15 protein-coding genes are annotated in these 18,876 nt (G+C 69.9%); 10 read left to right on the top strand and 5 right to left on the bottom strand.

The genetic code is table 11. The features are described from left to right. Positions 1-231 precede the first annotated feature (231 nt). The 3 genes from AC3RX1_RS09775 to AC3RX1_RS09765 all read left to right on the top strand — a co-directional run bounded on the left by AC3RX1_RS09775 (position 232) and on the right by AC3RX1_RS09765 (position 4,394). Positions 232-1,749 (top strand): DUF7059 domain-containing protein, encoded by a 1,518-nt coding sequence (locus AC3RX1_RS09775; RefSeq protein ID WP_491501047.1) that lies wholly within the window; start codon positions 232-234, stop codon positions 1,747-1,749. 187 nt (positions 1,750-1,936) lie between these two features. Further along, positions 1,937-3,364, top strand: a complete 1,428-nt coding sequence (locus AC3RX1_RS09770; RefSeq protein ID WP_491501046.1) for a CCA tRNA nucleotidyltransferase — start codon at positions 1,937-1,939, stop codon at positions 3,362-3,364. Between the two features lie 37 nt (positions 3,365-3,401). Beyond that, positions 3,402-4,394, top strand: coding sequence for a diacylglycerol/lipid kinase family protein (locus AC3RX1_RS09765; protein WP_491501045.1), 993 nt, complete (start codon positions 3,402-3,404; stop codon positions 4,392-4,394). A 40-nt stretch (positions 4,395-4,434) separates the two neighbouring features. Here AC3RX1_RS09765 and AC3RX1_RS09760 read toward each other — a convergent pair whose 3' ends face one another. The 4 genes from AC3RX1_RS09760 to AC3RX1_RS09745 form a co-directional block, all read right to left on the bottom strand. Continuing rightward, a complete protein-coding gene (locus tag AC3RX1_RS09760; protein WP_491501044.1) occupies positions 4,435-5,040 on the bottom strand; it encodes a response regulator transcription factor in 606 nt (201 codons plus the stop codon). Beyond that, on the bottom strand, positions 5,037-6,224 hold the full coding sequence (locus AC3RX1_RS09755) for a sensor histidine kinase (protein ID WP_491501043.1): 1,188 nt from the start codon (positions 6,222-6,224) through the stop codon (positions 5,037-5,039). Before AC3RX1_RS09755 ends, AC3RX1_RS09760 begins: the two co-directional genes overlap by 4 nt. Positions 6,225-6,396: 172 nt before the next feature. Further along, complete coding sequence (locus AC3RX1_RS09750; protein ID WP_491501042.1) at positions 6,397-7,206, bottom strand: ABC transporter permease; 810 nt, start codon at positions 7,204-7,206, stop codon at positions 6,397-6,399. Further along, entirely contained in the window at positions 7,203-8,144 is a 942-nt protein-coding gene (locus AC3RX1_RS09745; protein ID WP_491501041.1) for an ABC transporter ATP-binding protein, read from the bottom strand. The genes AC3RX1_RS09750 and AC3RX1_RS09745 overlap by 4 nt, the downstream gene beginning before the upstream one ends. A 220-nt stretch (positions 8,145-8,364) precedes the next feature. Here AC3RX1_RS09745 and AC3RX1_RS09740 point away from each other — a divergent pair, with 220 nt between their 5' ends. From AC3RX1_RS09740 to AC3RX1_RS09730, 3 genes are read left to right on the top strand one after another with little or no spacing between them, the layout of a single operon-like run. Then, entirely contained in the window at positions 8,365-9,279 is a 915-nt protein-coding gene (locus AC3RX1_RS09740) for an ABC transporter substrate-binding protein (protein ID WP_491501040.1), read from the top strand. 3 nt (positions 9,280-9,282) lie between these two features. Continuing rightward, entirely contained in the window at positions 9,283-10,269 is a 987-nt protein-coding gene (locus tag AC3RX1_RS09735; RefSeq protein WP_491501039.1) for an amino acid ABC transporter permease, read from the top strand. After that, positions 10,266-11,045, top strand: a complete 780-nt coding sequence (locus AC3RX1_RS09730) for an amino acid ABC transporter ATP-binding protein (protein ID WP_491501038.1) — start codon at positions 10,266-10,268, stop codon at positions 11,043-11,045. Before AC3RX1_RS09735 ends, AC3RX1_RS09730 begins: the two co-directional genes overlap by 4 nt. Positions 11,046-11,238: 193 nt before the next feature. Here the strand turns inward: AC3RX1_RS09730 and phoA are convergent, their stop codons facing one another. After that, the gene (gene phoA, locus AC3RX1_RS09725; protein WP_491501037.1) at positions 11,239-12,945 is read right to left on the bottom strand and encodes an alkaline phosphatase; all 1,707 of its coding nucleotides are present in this window, start codon (positions 12,943-12,945) and stop codon (positions 11,239-11,241) included. A gap of 258 nt (positions 12,946-13,203) precedes the next feature. On the opposite strand from phoA, the gene AC3RX1_RS09720 reads away from it, so the two are divergent. From AC3RX1_RS09720 to AC3RX1_RS09705, 4 genes are all read left to right on the top strand, one after another. Beyond that, a complete protein-coding gene (locus AC3RX1_RS09720; RefSeq protein ID WP_491501036.1) occupies positions 13,204-14,841 on the top strand; it encodes an ABC transporter substrate-binding protein in 1,638 nt (545 codons plus the stop codon). 75 nt (positions 14,842-14,916) lie between these two features. Continuing rightward, positions 14,917-15,993, top strand: coding sequence for an ABC transporter permease (locus AC3RX1_RS09715; RefSeq protein WP_491501035.1), 1,077 nt, complete (start codon positions 14,917-14,919; stop codon positions 15,991-15,993). 43 nt (positions 15,994-16,036) lie between these two features. Then, complete coding sequence (locus AC3RX1_RS09710) at positions 16,037-17,125, top strand: ABC transporter permease (protein WP_491501379.1); 1,089 nt, start codon at positions 16,037-16,039, stop codon at positions 17,123-17,125. Then, complete coding sequence (locus tag AC3RX1_RS09705) at positions 17,122-18,858, top strand: dipeptide ABC transporter ATP-binding protein (protein ID WP_491501034.1); 1,737 nt, start codon at positions 17,122-17,124, stop codon at positions 18,856-18,858. Before AC3RX1_RS09710 ends, AC3RX1_RS09705 begins: the two co-directional genes overlap by 4 nt. The last annotated feature ends 18 nt before the right edge of the window (positions 18,859-18,876 follow it).

The following is an 18,876-nucleotide window of genomic DNA, read 5'->3' as shown; positions in this document are numbered from 1 at the left end:
GGACTCGGTGCGATTCTACGGGGGAGGTCTCGGTGGCCGCCGAGTGCGCGCCGGCCGACGACGCTTCCCGGTGCCGAATGGAAGCGGGGCGGATGCGTCGGGCGGGCTGTGGCCGCACAGCGCGGCGCCGACCCGGCCGACGGAGGGGTGACGCCGCCATCGAGGCGCGGCGGTCGAGGGACCGGCGGTGCGATGGATGCCGCGCGGACCGCGCGGCGGTTGAATAGGCAGATGACCACCCCCGATCCCGCCGTCTGCCGATCCCTCGCCGCCGACCTCGACGCCGCCGGATACCGCACCGACGCGGTGCGCTCGGCGTGGGGAGACGCCGCCGACGGCGCGATCGGGCGGGGACACGCGCTGCCCGCCCGCCGTGCGCTGGCCGGCGACTCCCGGCCGCTGGCCGTCGTGGCACGGCTGTTCGGCCTCGCCGACGACGTGGCGGCGGCCGAGGCATCCGCTGTCTTCGTGCAGACGGGGATCGACGGGCTCGTTGCCCTCGGCCTCGCCCAGCGCGACGGCGACATGATCCGCCCCGTGGCGCTCATCCGGCCGCAGTCGTTCGCCGACGAGCACGGCGAGGGCGAGTGGTGGATCGCCAGCGACCTCGACGAGGCGGCCCTCGGCGGCCCGCTTCCCGAGGACCACGTGCTCGGCGTCGGCGGCGCGTCGCTCACCCTCGCCGGAATACAACTCACCTCGCGGGTCGAGCGGGCGCTCGATGTCGGCGCCGGCTGCGGCATCCAGAGCCTGCGCGCGCGGCGGGACGCCGCATCCGTCGTCGCCACCGACGTCTCTGAGCGAGCTCTCCGGTACACGAGGCTGAACGCGCTGCTGAACGGCGTCGAGGGCATCGAGACGCGGCTCGGCGACATGTTCGCACCGGTCGCCGGTGAGCGGTTCGACCGGATCGTGTCGAACCCGCCGTTCGTCATCACGCCGCGGACCGTCGACGTCCCCGCCTACGAGTACCGCGACGGCGGACGCGTCGGTGACGGGCTCGTCGCCGAGTTCGTCACCGGTGTGGGAGTGCATCTCGCAGCGGGCGGCACGGCGCAGCTGCTCGGCAATTGGGAGAGCCGTGGCGGTCAGTCGGGCCTCGACAGAGTGCGCAGTTGGGTGGAGTCGTCGCCGGTGCCGCTGGACGCCTGGGTCATCGAGCGGGAGCTGCTCGATCCGGTGGCATACGCCGAGCTGTGGATCCGCGACGGCGGGACGGTTCCGGGAACGCCGCGCTACGACCGGCTGCTCGGCGCGTGGCTCGACGACTTCGCCGCGCGAGGCGTGACCGAGATCGGCTTCGGATACATCGTGCTGCGTCGCCCCGCGACGGGGACGCCGACGCTCGCGCGCTACGAGCGGATCGCGCAGCCGATCGCCGAGAGCGGGCTCGGAGTGCATCTCGGCCAGGCGCTCGCCGCGCACGACCGGCTCACCGCTCTCGACGACGCGGGGCTCGCTGCATCCGTGCTGTCCGTCGGCCCCGATGTGACCGAGGCGCGGCACCACCTGCCCGGGGCCGAAGCGCCGAGCGTCATCGAGCTGCGCCAGGGTGGCGGGTTCGCCCGGGCGCTGGAGGTCGACACGGCGCTCGCTGCCCTGGTCGGCGCGTGCGACGGGGACCTCCCGGCCGGCGCGCTCATCGACGCGATCGCGCAGCTGCTGGAGGTCGACCGGACGGCGCTCCACGCCGATCTCCTGCCGCGCGTGCGGGAGCTTCTCTTCACCGGTTTCCTCTCGTTCGTCTGAGTCCGGCACGCCCGGCCATCTCGCCGTCCTCCCCGCCCCCGGGGATTGCGGCGAGATCGTACGACTTCGCCGAATGAACACCACTTCGCGCGCGGGATGATGTGCAGTGGACGGAATCGTACGATCTCGCGGGAGGGGAACGGATCGCGACGCTGCCCGGCGTCCGCGCGAGGTTAGGCTGGAATCCATGCTGAACATGGCTGAGGGTGTCGCGCGCCTCAATGCGCTCGCCGACGCTCCCGCCGTCGCAGCGCTCGGCGGCGCGTTCGCTGCGGCGGGCCGCCAGCTCGCCCTGGTCGGCGGTCCCGTGCGCGATGCGCTCCTCGGCCGCGACACGCACGATCTCGACTTCACGACGGATGCCCGGCCCGACGAGATCCTGCGGATCGTCAAGCCGATCTCGACCGCCCAGTGGGACATCGGCCGCGAATTCGGCACGATCGGCGCCCGCATCGCCGGCGAGCAGGTCGAGATCACGACGTACCGCGCCGACAGCTACGACGGTGTGACGCGCAAGCCGGTCGTCGCATTCGGCGACACGATCGACGGCGACCTCGTCCGGCGTGACTTCACCGTTAACGCGATGGCGCTGCAGCTGCCCGCGCGCACGCTGGTCGACCCGACGGGCGGCGTCGAAGATCTCGTGCGCGGCATGCTCCGCACGCCCATCGACCCCGCGATGAGCTTCGGCGACGATCCGCTGCGGATGCTGCGCGCGGCGCGATTCGCCTCGCAGCTCGAGTTCGACGTCGACCCTGAGACGCTCGACGCGATCGAACGGCTGCGCGAGACGATCCAGATCGTGTCGGCCGAGCGCATCCAGGCCGAGCTGATGCGGCTTCTCGCGACAGAGGACCCGAGCCGAGGCATCCGGATTCTCGTCGACACCGGGCTCATGGCGCAGTTCCTTCCCGAGGTGCCGGCCCTGCGGCTCGAGATCGACGAGCACCACCACCACAAGGACGTGTACGAGCACTCGCTCACGGTGCTGCGTCAGACGATCGACCTCGAGCACGAGCGGCATCCGGGGCAGGCACCCGACCTGCGCCTGCGGCTGGCCGCGCTGCTGCACGACATCGGCAAGCCGGCGACCCGCAAGCTCGAGCCGGGCGGTGCGGTCACCTTCCACCACCACGACATCCGCGGAGCGCGGCTGGCGCGGAAGCGGCTCAAGGAGCTGCGCTTCGACTCCGACACGGTCGCGACGGTGACGACGCTGATCGAGCTGCATCTGCGGTTCTTCGGGTACGCCGAGGGGGCGTGGACGGATGCGGCGGTCCGCCGCTACGTGCGCGATGCGGGGGACGAGCTCGAGCGGCTGCACATCCTGACGCGCGCCGACGTGACGACGCGGAACAAGCGCAAGGCGCGCATGCTGGCGTCGGCGTACGACGACATCGAGCGGCGCATCGACGAGCTCGCGACGCAGGAGGAGCTCGACGCGATCCGTCCCGAGCTCGACGGAAACCAGATCCAGCAGATCCTCGGGATCAAGCCGGGCCGCGAGGTCGGCGAGGCATACCGGTTCCTGCTCGATCTCCGGCTCGACGAAGGAATCCTCGGTCCGGAGGAGGCCGAGCGCCGGCTGCGCGAGTGGTGGGCCGCTCGCGGTTGATCGACGGATGCGGCACGAACCACGAACGTTCCACGCCGTGCCCGACGTCATCTACAGTGACGACACCGGAGAGAACGGAGCTCGAGCCATGGCGCAGCAGCACATCGGGATCGTGTGGAACCCCTCGAAGACGAGTCGTGACGAGCTCGACGCCGCGCTGCGCAAGGCGGGAGCCGACCCCGACGAGGTGGACTGGTTCGAGACCGAGGAGGACGACCCCGGCCGCTCGGCCACGCGCGACGCGCTCGCCGCCGGAGCCGACCTCGTCATCGCGGCAGGGGGCGACGGCACGGTTCGCGCGGTCGCCGAGGAGCTCGCCGACTCGCACGCGGATGCCGAGCTCGGCCTCGTGCCCCTCGGGACCGGCAATCTGCTCGCCCGCAACCTGGGCATTCCGCTGAACGATGCGGCCGCCGCGATCACCCGCGCCCTCTCGGGTGAGGCGTCGCCCCTCGACATCGGCTGGGCCGAGGTGACGTTTCCGACCGGGACGCGCCGCCACGCATTCGCGGTGATGGCAGGGTTCGGCATCGATGCGCACATGATTATGGAGACCGACGACCGGCTCAAGGACAAGGCCGGATGGCTCGCCTACGTCGAGTCCCTCGGTCGGGCCGTGTCGGCCAGCACGGTCATCGACGTGCGCCTCGCGATGGACGACGGCGACGCCGAATCCGACAGGGCCCACACGGTGATCGTCGGCAACTGCGGCACGCTGCAGGGCGGGATGACGCTTCTGCCCGACGCCGACCCGACCGACGGCGAGCTCGACCTGCTCGTCCTGCACGCCGACGGCGTGAGCGGATGGCTCGACACGCTGCGCACCGTCGGCTGGGACAACGGCATCAAGCGCTTCTTCGTCCGCGGCGACGACTCCGCCCACAGCAACGACAGCACGACGCACCGTCGGGTGACCGCCCTCACCGTCGAGCTCGACGAGCCGCGTGTCTTCGAGGTCGACGGCGACGACCTCGGTGAGGTGACGCGCGCCGTGATCTCGGTGCAGCCGGCGGCCGTGCGCATCCGCTGACCGGCAGTCCCTCCCGGCGGTCCCTCTCAGGCCGGCTGACCTACAGCCAGCCGTTCTCCTCCGCGATGCGGGCTGCATCAGCCCGATTGCGGCCCCCCGTCTTGCCGATCGCGCTCGACAGGTGATTCCGCACGGTGCCCTCCGACAGGTGCAGGATGCGGGCGATGTCGGCGATCGAACCCCCCGACCGCGCCGCCTCGAGCACATCGGTCTCGCGCTCCGTGAGCGGCGAGTCGCCCTGCGCGAGCGACTCCGCGGCGAGCATCGGGTCCACCACACGCAGCCCCTGCGCCACCCGGCGTACGGCGTCTGCGAGCTGTGCGGCGGGAGTGTCCTTCACGATGAAGCCGGAGGCGCCGGCCTGCATCGCGCGCTTCAGATAACCCGGTCGGCCGAACGTCGTCACGATCAGCGCCTGGCACGCCGGAACCTCCGCCCGCAGCCGCGCCGCAGCCGCGATCCCGTCGATCCCCGGCATCTCGATGTCGAGCAGCGCGACGTCGGCCTGCGAGCCGAGCGCCGCGGCCACGACCTCGTCGCCCCGGCCCACCTCCGCCACCACGTCGATGTCGCGCTCCAGCCCGAGCAGCGCCGAGAGGGCGCCGCGCACCAGCGCCTGGTCGTCGGCGATCAGCAGCCGGATCACAGCGTCACCTTCAGACTGAAGCCGCCGAGGTCGCTGCGGCCGATCGTCATGCGACCGCCCGCCGCCTCGACCCGCTCGCGCAGGCCGGCGAGCCCCGTCGAGGACGCCCCGGCCGTCACGGGACCCACTCCGTCGTCTGCGATCTCGATCGACCCGGCGCCCAGTCGCACCTCGCAGCGCTCGGCGCCCGAGTGGCGCACGACATTCGTCACACCTTCGCGGACCACCCACGCCGCGAGTTCCCGGCGCGCGCCAGGAACCGCATCCGTCGCCCGCGGAAGCTCCGCGTCGATGCCCGCCGCCTCGAGCGCCGCCGTCGCGGCGACCAGTTCACCGGCGAGCGTGACACCCCGAGCCCCCGCGACAGTCGCCCGCACGTCGGCCAGTGCCGCACGCGCCAGCTGCTCGATCTGCGCGACCTCCGCCTTCGCCCGCGGGGGATCGGCGTCGATCAGCCGGTGCGCGAGCTCGGACTTCACGGTGATGACCGTGAGCGAGTGACCGAGGATGTCGTGGATGTCGCGGGCCATCCGCCCGCGCTCCCGTTCGGCCGCGAGGAGCTCGAGCTGATCCTGCGTCGCCCGCAGCTGGTTCATCGCGGCGAACGTGCGGGCGAAGGCCGCCATCATCAGCGAGATCGAGAGGATGATCGCCGGCACCCACAGATCGTCCTCGGAGAGACCGTCGAGGAGCCAGCCGAACCACAGCCCGCCCACGGCGAGGGCGAGGATCCCGAGGAACGTGACCCGCCAGCTCAATACCATCATGCCGAGGGCGACGCCGATGTACGTCCAGAGACCCCGGACGCCCCAGCTCAGCCACGGCATGAGGGTGAACGACAACGTCAGGAGGACGAGGACCGGGATGCCGCGCAGCCGCGCGGGCAGCGCCCAGCCGATCGGGACGACGAGGAGGAACGTGAGCCCGAACACCACGGTGAGCGCGATGCCGATGGTGGCTGAAGCGGCGGAGCCGGCCCGGTCGAGGACCTCCTGGCCGGTGCCGATGAGCCAGAGCAGGGACATCGTGCCGCCGATGTACCAGCTCACAGTGCTGCGCGACCATAGCGCGTCGGGGAGGCTCACGAAGGCCGCGCCGCCTGCCGCCCGCGGACGCACCGGCCAGGGCGGCCCGCTGTGCGCCACCTCGCGGCGCACCGCATCGTCGTCGATCTCGTCCCGCATCATCCTCACCTTAGTTTCGGTGTTCTGCACCGTCGTACGCGAGTCACCCCGCGGTGACGGAGGGGCAACTCGCGCAACCGCGGGGCAACTCGCGCAACCGAGGGGCAACAGGCGCAACGGAGGGGCAACTCGCGCAACGGAGGGGCAACTCGCGGTAGTCGCGCTCTCGGGCTCAGACGCGCTTGGTGTCGCGGCGGAACAGCAGCACGGTCCCGGCGACGAACAGCGCCAGCCACAGCAGCACGTTCAGGAGCGCCGCGAGGTCGAAGCCCTCCCCGGTCAGCGGCGCCCGGCTGAGCTCGCCGATGCCGAACACGGGCGTCCAGGCTGCGACATCCTGCAGCACCTGCGGCATCATGCTCACCGGGTAGAACAGGCCGCCGATGAACGCCAGGAACACGATCACGAGGCTCGTCAGCTGCATCGCGTTCTCGCCCGGCACGAGGTATCCCATCATGAGACCGAGCGCCGTGAACACGGCCGCGCCGAGGAGCCAGGCAACGAGGCCCGACGCGATCCACTGCGACCAGCTCATGTGCACGCCGGTGAATGCTCCCGCCAGATATGTGGCGACGATCGCGAGGAGACCGAACAGCATTCCGGCCACGACCTTGGTCGCCACCGCGGCGGCAGGGTTCAGCGGCGTGAGGCGCAGCTGCCTGCTCCAGCCGAGAGACCGCTCGACCGCGACGGCGGCGCCCGACGCGGTGGCCGACATCATCGCGCCGTACACCGCCATCGACACCATGAGATACGCCGCCACAGACAGCCCGCCCTGTGCGATCGGCTGGTCGTCCATCAGCGGGGTGTTCCGCTGCGGATACCCGATCATGAGGTACATCGCCACGGGGAAGACCACCGTGAACACGAGCGTGCGGTAGTTGCGGAACCGGCGCTTGAGCTCGATGCCGAGGAATCGCAGGTTGAAGCCGCCGAACGGCGGCACACGACGTTCGAGGGAGACGGGGGCGATGGCGGTCATGAGGCCGCTCCTTCCGAGGTGAGGGCGAGGAACACGCTCTCGAGGTTCTGCGACGAGATCTCGAGGTCGTGAGCGGCGGTTTCGGTGAGCAGATGACGGGCGAGGGCATCGGAGTCGGTCGTGCTGATCGCGACGCGGTCGCCCTGCACCTCGACGTCGCGCACTCCGGCGATCGCAGCGAGCGCGACCGGGTCGGCGCCGGGCAGGGCCGCTCGCACGACGCGACCCGCGACGAGGTTCTTGATGTGTGCGGTCGTGCCGTCGGCGACGATGCGACCGTGGCTCATCAGCACGATCCGGTCGGCGTACGCATCCGCCTCTTCGAGGTAATGCGTGGCGAACAGCACCGTGCGACCGCGATCGGCGTCGGCGCGGATCGCCTGCCAGAACGAGCGGCGGCCCTCGACGTCCATGCCCGTGGTCGGCTCGTCGAGGATGAGCAGCCCCGGGTCGCTCAGCAGCGCCATCGCGAAGCGCAGCCGCTGCTGCTGGCCGCCGGAGCACTTGCCGACCATCCGGTCGCCGATGGAACGGATGCCGGCGCGCTCGAGCACCTCGTCGACGGGCCGGGTCTCGGCGAACAGGCTCGCCGTGAGCTCCACCGTCTCGCGCACCGTGAGGTCCTTCAGCAGTCCGCCCGTCTGCAGCACCGCCGACACGTAACCGCGTGCGATGGCACCGCGCGGGCTGGTGCCGAACACGCTCACCTCGCCGGCGTCGGGGCGCGACAGTCCGAGGATCATGTCGATCGTGGTCGTCTTCCCGGCCCCGTTCGGTCCGAGGAAGGCCACGACCTCGCCCGGCGCGATCTGCAGGTCGACGCCGTCGACGGCGCGCACCTGACCGAACTTCTTGACCAATCCGCTTGCCGCGATCGCCGGCGCCGCGCCGGCGGCGGCATCCTTCGCGGCGGGCTCTGTCATTGCTGTCGATTCCATGCCTTCATGCTCCCGGCCGGGCACGATCCGGCCCGCACACTCCCGTCACGATGTGGCCGTGACATCCGTCATGCCCGGCTCGCCGGGTTCTGGCGCGACATGGGGGCCGAAACCAGATCGTCATCTCGGACCCGTCGTCGTGTCCCTAGACTTTGGGAATCGGCGGACAACCCGAGACGCCGCAACCCTCGAGGACGAGGAAAGGTGAGAAATGCGAAGGATGCTCGCTCTGCCCGTCGCGGTCGTCGCGGCGGCGCTTCTGCTGACGGGATGCGTCAACAACGAGGCGTCGGAGAACCCGAACCCGGGAGGCGGCGCCACCGGCGCCAGCTCGGACGGCGCGAACCCCTACGGCGTCACGAAGGATGACGCCCTGGCCAAGACCCTGCCCGAGTCGGTGGCGAAGGCCGGCGTGCTGCAGATCGGCACCGACCCCACCTACGCGCCGAACGAGTACAAGGACGACGCGGGCAACCCCATCGGCTGGGACATCGATCTCGCGAACACGATGGCCGCGAAGCTCGGCGTGACGGCCAAGTACACGACGGCGAAGTTCGACAACATCATCCCGTCGATCGTCGGCGGCAAGTACGACATGGGCGTCTCGTCGTTCACCGACACCGTCGAGCGTGAGAAGCAGGTCGACTTCGTCAACTACTACAGCGCCGGTGTGCTGTGGGCGTCGCAGAAGGGCAAGGACGTCGACCCCAACAACGCGTGCGGACTGAAGGTCGGCGTCGAGGCGGGCACGTACGAGGACACCGAGGAGCTCCCCGCCAAGTCGAAGAAGTGCACGGATGCCGGCAAGCCCGCGATCCAGGTGCTGAAGTACGACGGTCAGGACCAGGCGACGAACGCCCTCGTGCTCGGCCAGGTCGACGCGATGAGCGCCGACTCGCCGATCACCGAGTACGCGATCCACCAGCAGTCCGAGAAGATCCAGGCCGCCGGCGAGACGTTCGACGTCGCACCGTACGGGTTCGCCACCACCAAGGGCGGCGAGCTGACCGACGTCATCAAGAACACGCTGCAGGCGCTCATCGACGACGGCACCTACCTGAAGATCCTCACGAAGTGGGGCGTTGAGGACGGCGCCGTGAAGGCGGCCGACGTCAACGCGGCGTCGAAGCAGTAGCCCATGAGCGACACCGACCGATCGGCGTCGGATCCGGCGGGGGCCGGGCGCACACCGACCCCCGCCGACACCGGCACGATCCCGACCGAACGCGGCGAGGCCATCAAGGCGGTGCGGCTGCGGCATCCGTGGCGCAACACGTTCGCCGTCATCCTCATCATCCTGGTGGTGCTGTTCATCCTCGACGCCGCGCAGCGCCAGCCGTTCCAGTGGGACCTCGTCGGCAAGTACCTGTTCGACACGCGCGTCACCCAGGCCGCGATGGTCACCCTCGCGCTCACGGTGCTGGCGATGCTGTTCGGCATCATCCTCGGCCTCATCCTCGCCGTGATGCGGCTGTCGCCGAACCCGGTGCTGAAGTGGATCGCGTGGGCGTTCCTGTGGGTCTTCCGCGGCACCCCGGTGTACGTGCAGCTGGTGTTCTGGGGCCTCGTCACGCTGATCTACAAGACGATCATCGTCGGCATCCCGTTCGTGCACACCTGGGCGGTGATCCCCATCACGTGGACGCCGCCGCTGTTCCTCATCGCCGTCGTGGGCCTCGCGCTGAACGAGTCGGCGTACATGGCCGAGATCGTCCGCGCCGGCCTGCTGTCGGTGGACCCCGGGCAGGAGGAGGCGTCGCGCGCGCTCGGCATGTCGTGGGGGCAGACGATGAGCCGCATCGTCATCCCGCAGGCGATGCGCGTGATCATCCCGCCGACCGGCAACGAGGTCATCTCGATGCTGAAGACCACGAGCCTCGTGGTCGCCATTCCCTTCACCGCCGACCTGTTCGGCCGCACACGCGACATCTCCGCGACGATCTTCGCCCCGATCCCGCTGCTGATCGTCGCGTCGGTCTGGTACCTGTTCTTCACCTCGGTCCTGATGATCGGGCAGTACTTCGTCGAGAAGCGGTTCGCGCGCGGCACCGACCGCAGCCGGCCCGTGCTCGCCGGTGACGGAGAGGCGATCGTGGTCGGCATCGAGACGGGAGGAAAGGGATGACCGCGCTCACCGAGCAGGCGCCCATGGTCGAGGCGCGCATGGTCTCCAAGAGCTTCGGCAGCAACGAGGTGCTCAAGTCGATCTCGCTGCGCGTGGAGCGCGGACAGGTGATGTGCGTCATCGGGCCGTCCGGCTCCGGCAAGTCGACGTTCCTGCGCTGCATCAACCACCTCGAGCGCATCGACGCCGGCCGCCTGTTCGTCGACGGCGAGCTGATCGGGTACCGGCAGCGCGGCGACCGCCTCTACGAGATGAAGCCCGCGGAGGCGGCGAAGCAGCGCCGCGACATCGGCATGGTCTTCCAGCACTTCAACCTGTTCGGTCACATGACCGCGCTGGAGAACGTGATGGAGGCGCCGATGCGGGTGAAGGGCGCGTCGAAGAAGGATGCCGCGGCCCGCGGCCGCGAGCTGCTGGGGCGCGTCGGGCTCGGCAACCAGATGGGCCACTACCCGGCCCAGCTGTCGGGCGGGCAGCAGCAGCGCGTCGCGATCGCCCGAGCGCTCGCGATGGACCCGAAGCTGATGCTGTTCGACGAGCCCACGAGCGCGCTCGATCCCGAGCTCGTCGGCGAGGTGCTCGACGTGATGCGCGAGCTCGCGCAGTCGGGCATGACGATGGTCGTCGTGACGCACGAGATGGGGTTCGCCCGCGAGGTGGGCGACTCGCTCGTGTTCATGGACGGCGGCGTCGTCGTCGAGGCCGGCGACCCGCACGAGGTGCTCACCAACCCCCAGCACCAGCGGACGAAGGCCTTCCTCTCGAAGGTCCTCTGAGCCGCCGCATCCCGCGTCATTCGTTCGGCGGCTCGCCCCGCGTGCCCTGCCGGCTTCACATGAAACCGCCGGATGCACATCAACCTGGCGTCGGGTCGGTGTGCGCCAGGCGACTTCATGTGAAACAGCGGATGCGTGGGGCGGCCGGCTCGAGTGAACCGGCCGCCCCACACCTTCTGCATGAGGCGAGGCGTCAGCGGCGCACGGTGATCCGCGCGGTCTTGGCGACGCCGGTCTGCGCGCCGGTCACGGTCGCCTTGAGCACCTGCTGGCGGCCGGCCGGCACCGGCGCCGTGAAGGTGGCGGTCACAGTGCCGTCGATCACATCGACTCGCTGCGTCTGGTCGCCGATCGTCACGGCGGCCTGACGGTCGCCCGCGAAGCCGGCGCCGCGCACGGTGACCCTCTTGCCGGCCTTCGCGAAGCCCGACGCGACACTCGCCCGCTTGCTCAGTGCCACGGCATCCGTCGTCAGACCCAGCGCCCGGCTCATCGTGCCGAAGTTGTCGGTCTGGTCGGTGAGTCCGACCACGTTGGCGGCTCCCGGACCGTAGCCGGCGATCCGCACCTGCGCGCCGGTGTGCTGCTGCGAGCTGCCGGCCTTGTTCGTGCCGTACGACACCTTCATGACGGTGCCGTCCACGGTGGTCAGCGCCGTCGAGAGGGCCGTGGGCGGGGTCGAGTCGACGATCTGGCTCGTGTGGGCGTGGTCGGCCGTGACGAGCACGAGGGTGTTCCCGTCCTTCTTCGCGAACGCGAGCGCCGCCTGTACCGCCTCGTCGAGATCGAGCGTCTCGCCGATCTGTCCACAGGCGTCCGCGGAGTGGTCGCGCTTGTCGATCGAGGCACCCTCGACCTGCAGGAAGAAGCCCTTCTCACGCTTCTTCGCGCCGGCGGCCAGCAGATCGATGGCCTTCGCCGTCAGAGACTTCAGGGAGAGCTTCGTGGAGAGCCGATCGGGGTTCGCCGTGCAGGTGGTCGGCGTGTCGGCGCCGCCCACCGTCGCCGTGGTGGCGGCGTAGCGCGTCGGGAAGTTGCCGTCGGTGAACAGCCCGAGCAGCGGCTGCGTCTGGTCGGCCTTCTTCACCGACGCGAGCGCCGCGGCATCCGTCACCACCCGGTACCCACGCGCCGTCGCCTGCTGGAGGAGCGTCGACCCTTCCCACTGCCCGGCCTTCGCGGTCTGACGGAACGAGGCCAGCCCGCCGCCCAGCACGACATCGGCGCGCGTGTCGAGCAGCTGCTCCGAGATCGAACCGAGCCCGCCGGCGGCGAGCGCGTCGGCACCGCATGCGGCGCTGTCGGGGCCGAAGCATCCCCGATCGCCCACGTGCGCGAGCTGCACGGCGGGCGTCGCATCCTGGATCTCCGCCGTCGACACGTCGCCGGTGCGGTAGCCGTTCGCCTTCGCGAGCTCGAGCAGGCTCGGCAGCGGGGTGCCGTCGATGTCGACCGAGATCGCGCCGTCGTAGCTCTTGCTGCCTGTCGCCCAGGCGGTTCCGGTGGCCGCCGAGTCGGGCACGTAGTCGGGCTTGCCCTTGTTCGCCCCGTCCTTGTAGACGGAGTACGTGGTGTACGAACCTGTCAGCGGCAGCGCGTCGATGCCGGGCAGCGTCCCGGCCGCACCGTACGCATAGTTGCGCGCGACGGTGATCTCGGAGTCGCCCATGCCGTCGCCGATCAGCAGGATGACGTTCTTGGCCTTGCCGCCGACGATCGCCCGCCGCACGTCCTGCGTCTTGTCGTGCGTCACGCGGTGTGCGTCGGTGGTGAAGGCGCTCGATCCGAGTGCAGCGCCGGCGCCGAGGGCCAGCAGCGAACCGGCGGCCACGGCGGATGCCGCGACCAGAGCGACGACACGTCGCGCACCGGCCTTCGACGGAGTGGGGATGGGGGTCATTCGCGTGCTCCCGTTCTCAGTGTGGATGCCGGAACCCGGCTCGCTCAGACCATCGGGCGGGGGCGAACAACGGGTGGCCGCCAGGTGGCGCGGCGGGGAAGGAGTGGCGAAAGGACCGTGAGCGACGGATGCCGGGAGTTGCGGTCTGATCACGGATTCGGCGTGGTGATTGCCCGATGCAGTCATGCGCATACAGGATGGGGGGCATCGGGCCTCGCCACCCTGCGCGGTCCTTCCTTTCACACAGAGGTAACGACTATGTCATCGAAGACATCCACGCGCGGGCGCGTACTGTTCGCACTCGGGGCCCTCAGCGCCTCGGCCGTCGTGCTCGCCGGTTGCGCCGGCGGTGGCGGCAACAACCCCACGAACGGCGGAGGCGGCGGCTCCGCCCCGCTGCTGGTCGGCACGACCGACAAGATCACGTCGCTCGACCCGGCCGGTTCCTACGACAACGGCTCGTTCGCCGTGATGAACCAGATCTACCCGTTCCTGATGAACAGCAAGTACGGCACCGCCGACGTCACCCCCGACATCGCCACCTCCGCCGAGTTCACCGCTCCCAAGGACTACACCGTCAAGCTCAAGCCGGGCCTGAAGTTCGCCAACGGGCACGAGCTCACCTCATCGGATGTGAAGTTCTCGTTCGAGCGGGTGGCCAAGATCAACGACCCGAACGGGCCGGCCTCGCTGCTGGGCAACCTCGAGAGCATCGACACGCCGGACGACACGACGGTCGTGTTCCACCTGAAGAACCCGAACGACCAGACCTGGCCGCAGGTGCTCTCGAGCCCCGCCGGCCCGATCATCGACGAAGAGGTCTTCGCCGCCGACAAGGTGACGCCCGACGATGACATCGTCAAGGGCAAGGCGTTCGCGGGCCAGTACGTGATCAGCTCCTACAAGGTCAACGAGCTGATCAACTACAAGCCCAACAAGGACTACCAGGGCGAGCTCGGCGCCCCGGAGAACAGCGACGTCACCGCCAAGTACTACGCGGATGCGTCGAACCTGAAGCTCGCGATCGGCAACGGCGACATCGACGTGGCCTTCCGCAGCCTCTCGGCCACCGACGTCGACGACCTGTCGAAGAACGACAAGGTGCAGATCGTGAAGGGCCCGGGCGGTGAGATCCGTTACATCGTGTTCAACTTCAACACGATGCCGTTCGGAGCGAAGACGCCCGACGCCGACCCGGCCAAGGCGCTCGCCGTCCGGCAGGCGATGGCAGACCTCATCGACCGGCAGAAGCTCGCGACCGACGTCTACAAGGACACCTACACGCCCCTCTACTCGTATGTGGCGGACGGCATGACCGGCGCCAACACCGCGCTGAAGGGACTGTACGGCGATGGCAACGGCGGCCCCTCGGCCGACAAGGCCAAGCAGCGTCTCGAGGCGGCCGGCGTGAAGACCCCGGTCACCCTGAACCTGCAGTACAACGGCGACCACTACGGTCCGTCGTCGGGCGACGAGTACGCCGCGATCAAGACGCAGCTCGAGCAGGGCGGTCTGTTCAAGGTCAACCTCGCGCAGACCGAGTGGGTGCAGTACTCGAAGGACCGCACCGCCGACGTCTACCCGATGTACCAGCTGGGATGGTTCCCCGACTTCTCCGACGCGGACAACTACCTCACGCCGTTCTTCACGAAGGACAACTTCCTCGCGAACCACTACGACAACGCCGACGTGCAGGCGCTGATCGCGAAGGAGCAGACCGAGACCGACGCCGACGCGCGTGCCAAGGAGATCGGTCAGGTGCAGGACCTCGTGGCCAAGGACCTGTCCACCCTGCCGTACCTGCAGGGCACCCAGGTCGCGATCGTGGGCAAGGACGTTCAGGGCACGACCCTCGACGCCTCGTTCAAGTTCCGCTACGCACCGCTGCACAAGTAGCACTCCCGGTCGTTGAGCGAGGAGCGCAGACGAGCCTCGCTCAACGACCGTGTGCGCCATGAGTAAGGTTCACGCATGACCACCGTCGTCGAAGACGCCGACCTCGCCGCCAAACCCGTCCGCGCTTCCAGCGGCGGGCTGTGGCGGTTCATCCTCGTCCGCCTGCTGCTGATCATCCCGACCGTCTTCATCCTCGTGACGACGGTGTTCTTCCTGATGCGGCTCACGGGCGATCCCATCACCGCCGCCCTCGGCGGCAAGCTGCCGCCCGCGCAGCTCGCCGAGCGCATCCACGAGGCCGGGTACGACCGGCCGCTCATCGTCCAGTACTTCGACTACCTCGCCGGCGTGTTCCGTGGCGACTTCGGGACGACCCTCACCGACCACCGGCCGGTGACCGAGATCCTGCTGCAGTACGGGTCGGCGACCCTCGAGCTCGCGTTCTACGCCCTGATCGTCGCGTTCGTGCTCGGCATCCCGTTCGGCCTCATCGCCGCCTACAAGCGCGACCGCTGGCAGGACGCCGTGCTGAGGGTCGGCGCGATCCTCGGCTACGCCACCCCGATCTTCTTCCTCGCGATCCTGCTCAAGCTCGTGTTCGCGGTGCAGTTCAACATCCTGCCGGTCTCGGGCCGGGCCAGCACGCGCACCGAGCTCATGCTGCAGACGATCGACCACCCCACCGGCATCTACCTCATCGATGCGATGCGCCTCGGAGATCCGGATGCGGTGGCCGACGTGCTCTGGCATGCGGTGCTGCCGGGACTCGCCCTCGGCATCCTCACGGCCGGCATCTTCCTCCGGCTGGTGCGCATCAACGTCATCGGCACGCTCGGCGCCCAGTACGTGACATCCGCCCGCTCGCGCGGCGTCGGCGAGTACCGGCTCCTCACCAAGCACGCCTACCGGCCGGCGCTCATCCCGGTCGTGACGCTCATGGGCCTGCAGATCGCGGCCCTGCTGGCGGGTGCGGTGCTGACCGAGACGTCGTTCGAGTGGAAGGGCCTCGGCTTCATGCTGGCCGACTACCTCAAATCCCGCGACTTCGTCGCCGTGCAGGGCATCGTCATCATGATCGCCGTCGTCGTGGCCGTCGCGAACTTCGTCGTCGACGTCATCGCCGTCGTGATCGACCCGCGAGTGAGGTACTGAGATGACCGTCCAGGACCCCACCCCCACGGGTGCCCTCGACCCGATGCCGACCGGCACGCTGCCCGCACGCGTCGAGACGGCACCGCGGCCGCTGAGCGACCGCATCCCGGTCGTCTCGCACCTCAAGCACAGCATCGGCTGGCAGCGCGCGATGCTCGTGGTGGGCCTCGTGCTCACCGGCCTGTTCGTGATCGTGGCGGTGCTCGCTCCCTGGCTCGCCCCGTACGGCTATGCCCAGCGGACGACGGATGCCGGCGCCGACTTCGGCACGCTGCAGCCCCCGAGCGCACAGAACCTGCTCGGCACCACCGTCAGCGGATTCGACGTGCTCTCGCGCACCATCTGGGGTGCCCAGACAGCGCTGCTGGTGATCGTCTGCGCCATCGTCTTCTCGATCTTCATCGGCATCTTCATCGGGCTGCTGTCGGGCTACTTCGGCGGCTGGCTCGACCGCATCCTCGTCGTCATCGCCGACGCGATCTACGCGTTCCCGTCGCTGCTGCTCGCGATCGTGATGGCGATCGTCATCAGCCACGGACAGTCGACGCTGTGGGGCGGGATCCTCGCCGCCGCGATCTCGATCACGGTGGTGTTCGTGCCGCAGTACTTCCGCGTCGTGCGCAGCGAGGTCGTGCGCGTGAAGGCCGAGCCCTTCGTCGAGTCGGCGAAGGTCATCGGCGTGCCCACGCTGCGCATCCTCATCCGTCACGTGCTGCGCAACGCGACGCGCTCGGTGCCGGTCGTCGTCACGCTGAACGCGTCGGAGGCGGTACTGACCCTCGCGGGTCTGGGCTTCCTCGGCTTCGGCATCGAGGCCACGGCGGCGAGCGAGTGGGGCTACGACCTCTCGCGCTCGGTCTCGGATGTCACGAGCCACATCTGGTGGACGGCCATTCCCCCGGGCGTCGCCATCGTGCTCGTGGTGCTCGGCATCACCCTCGTCGGCGAGAGCCTCAACGACCTCAGCGACCCGCGGCTGCGCCGCCGCCGCCGCGCGGTCGCGAAGGACGCCGCTGCGGCGGGGCCCGAGGACCTCGGTGCCGGCGTCCCCGGCTCGGAGCCTCTCGGTTCCGCGGCGCTCGAGGAGGACGTCCGCGGGCTCGACGCGCAGGTGAAGGGAGCCGAGCGATGAGCGCACCGGTCAGCGACGTGGGCGCACGCGACTTCGAGACGCGGGATGCGGCATCCATCCGCGATCTGAAGGTCACGTTCGCCACCGACGGAGACCCCGTCGTCGCCGTGAACGGCATCTCCCTCGAGGCGCACGCCGGCGAGGTGCTCGCCATCGTGGGCGAGTCGGGCTCGGGCAAGACCGTGACGGCGAACGCCCTGCTCGGACTGCTGCCCGAGACCGCCACGCTCCAGGGCGCCCTGATCATCCGCGGGCGGGAGGGCGGCGACACCGACGTCGTGCACGCGAGCCACGCGCAGCTGCGGGCGATGCGCGGACGCGACGCGGCCATGGTGTTCCAGGAGCCGTCGACGGCGCTGAACCCGGTGTTCACGGTCGGGTTCCAGATCGCCGAGGGGCTGCGCGCGCACCACCGCATCTCCAAGCGCGAGGCGCGCGAGCGGGCGATCGACATCATGCGCCGCGTCGGCATCCCCGATCCCGAACACCGCGTCAACGACTACCCGCACCAGTTCTCCGGCGGGCAGAAGCAGCGGATCGTCATCGCGATGGCACTCGTGCTCGACGCGGGGCTGATCATCGCCGACGAGCCGACCACGGCGCTCGACGTGACGGTGCAGGCCGAGATCCTCGACCTGCTGCGCACCGCCCGCGACGAGTTCGGCGCGACCGTCGTGCTGATCACGCACAATATGGGCGTCGTCGCGGACCTCGCCGACCGGGTGGTCGTGATGTACCAGGGCGACATCGTCGAGCAGGCGCCCGCGCGGGAGCTGTTCGCCGACCCGCGCGAGGAGTACACGAAGAAGCTCCTCGCCGCGGTTCCGCATGTCGGACGGGGAAAGAGCGCCACACAGCCGGCGGGGCTCGTCCCGCCGTCGTCGCCGCCCGAGGGTTCGCCGGTGGTTGCGAAGGATCTGCAGATCGCCTACCCGGGTCGCTTCGGGCGCGCCGGCGTCGTGGCGGTCAAGGGCGTCGACTTCTGGATCGCGCCCGGCGAGGTGGTGGGGCTCGTCGGCGAATCGGGGTCGGGGAAGACCACGATCGGCCGCGCGATCGTCGGGCTCACGCAGGTCGTGGGTGGATCGCTGAAGGTGCTCGGGCACGAGATGCGCGGCACCTCGATGCGGTCGCTGAAGAAGCTGCGGCCCGATGTCGGATTCGTGTTCCAGGACCCGGCGACGAGCTTCAATCCGCTGCTCACGATCGCGGAGTGCATCGCCGAGCCGCTCGTCGTGCACGGCCGGGCCGCGAATCCGCGTGCCGCCCGCGCTCGCGTCGACGATCTGCTCGACGCCGTGCACCTGCCGCGGTCGTTCGGCGACCGGTATCCGCACGAGCTCAGCGGCGGCCAGCGGCAGCGCGCGTCGCTCGCACGGGCGATCGCGCTGCGGCCGAAGCTGCTCATCGCCGACGAGCCGACGAGCGCTCTCGACGTGTCGGTTCAGGCGCGGGTGCTCGAGCTGTTCGCCGAGCTGCAGGCCGAGCTCGGCTTCGCGTGCCTGTTCATCAGCCACGATCTCGCCGTGATCGACGAGGTGGCCGACCGGATCGTCGTGCTGCGGCACGGCACGATCCGCGAGCAGGGCACCACGGCGCAGATGCTCGGCGATCCGCAGGACGACTACACGCGCCGGCTGCTCGCGTCGATCCCGGTGCCCGACCCCGACCAGCAGGCTGCGCGCCGGGCCGCGTGGGAGGCGGCGGAAGCCGCCGACACCGAGGCCCGCTGACCTCCGCGGCGCGGCCCC

The sequence above is a fragment of the Microbacterium altimontanum genome (assembly GCF_058349865.2).
The sequence above is the reverse complement of the archived record's forward strand: the minus strand, read 5'-3'. Positions and strand labels throughout refer to the sequence as shown.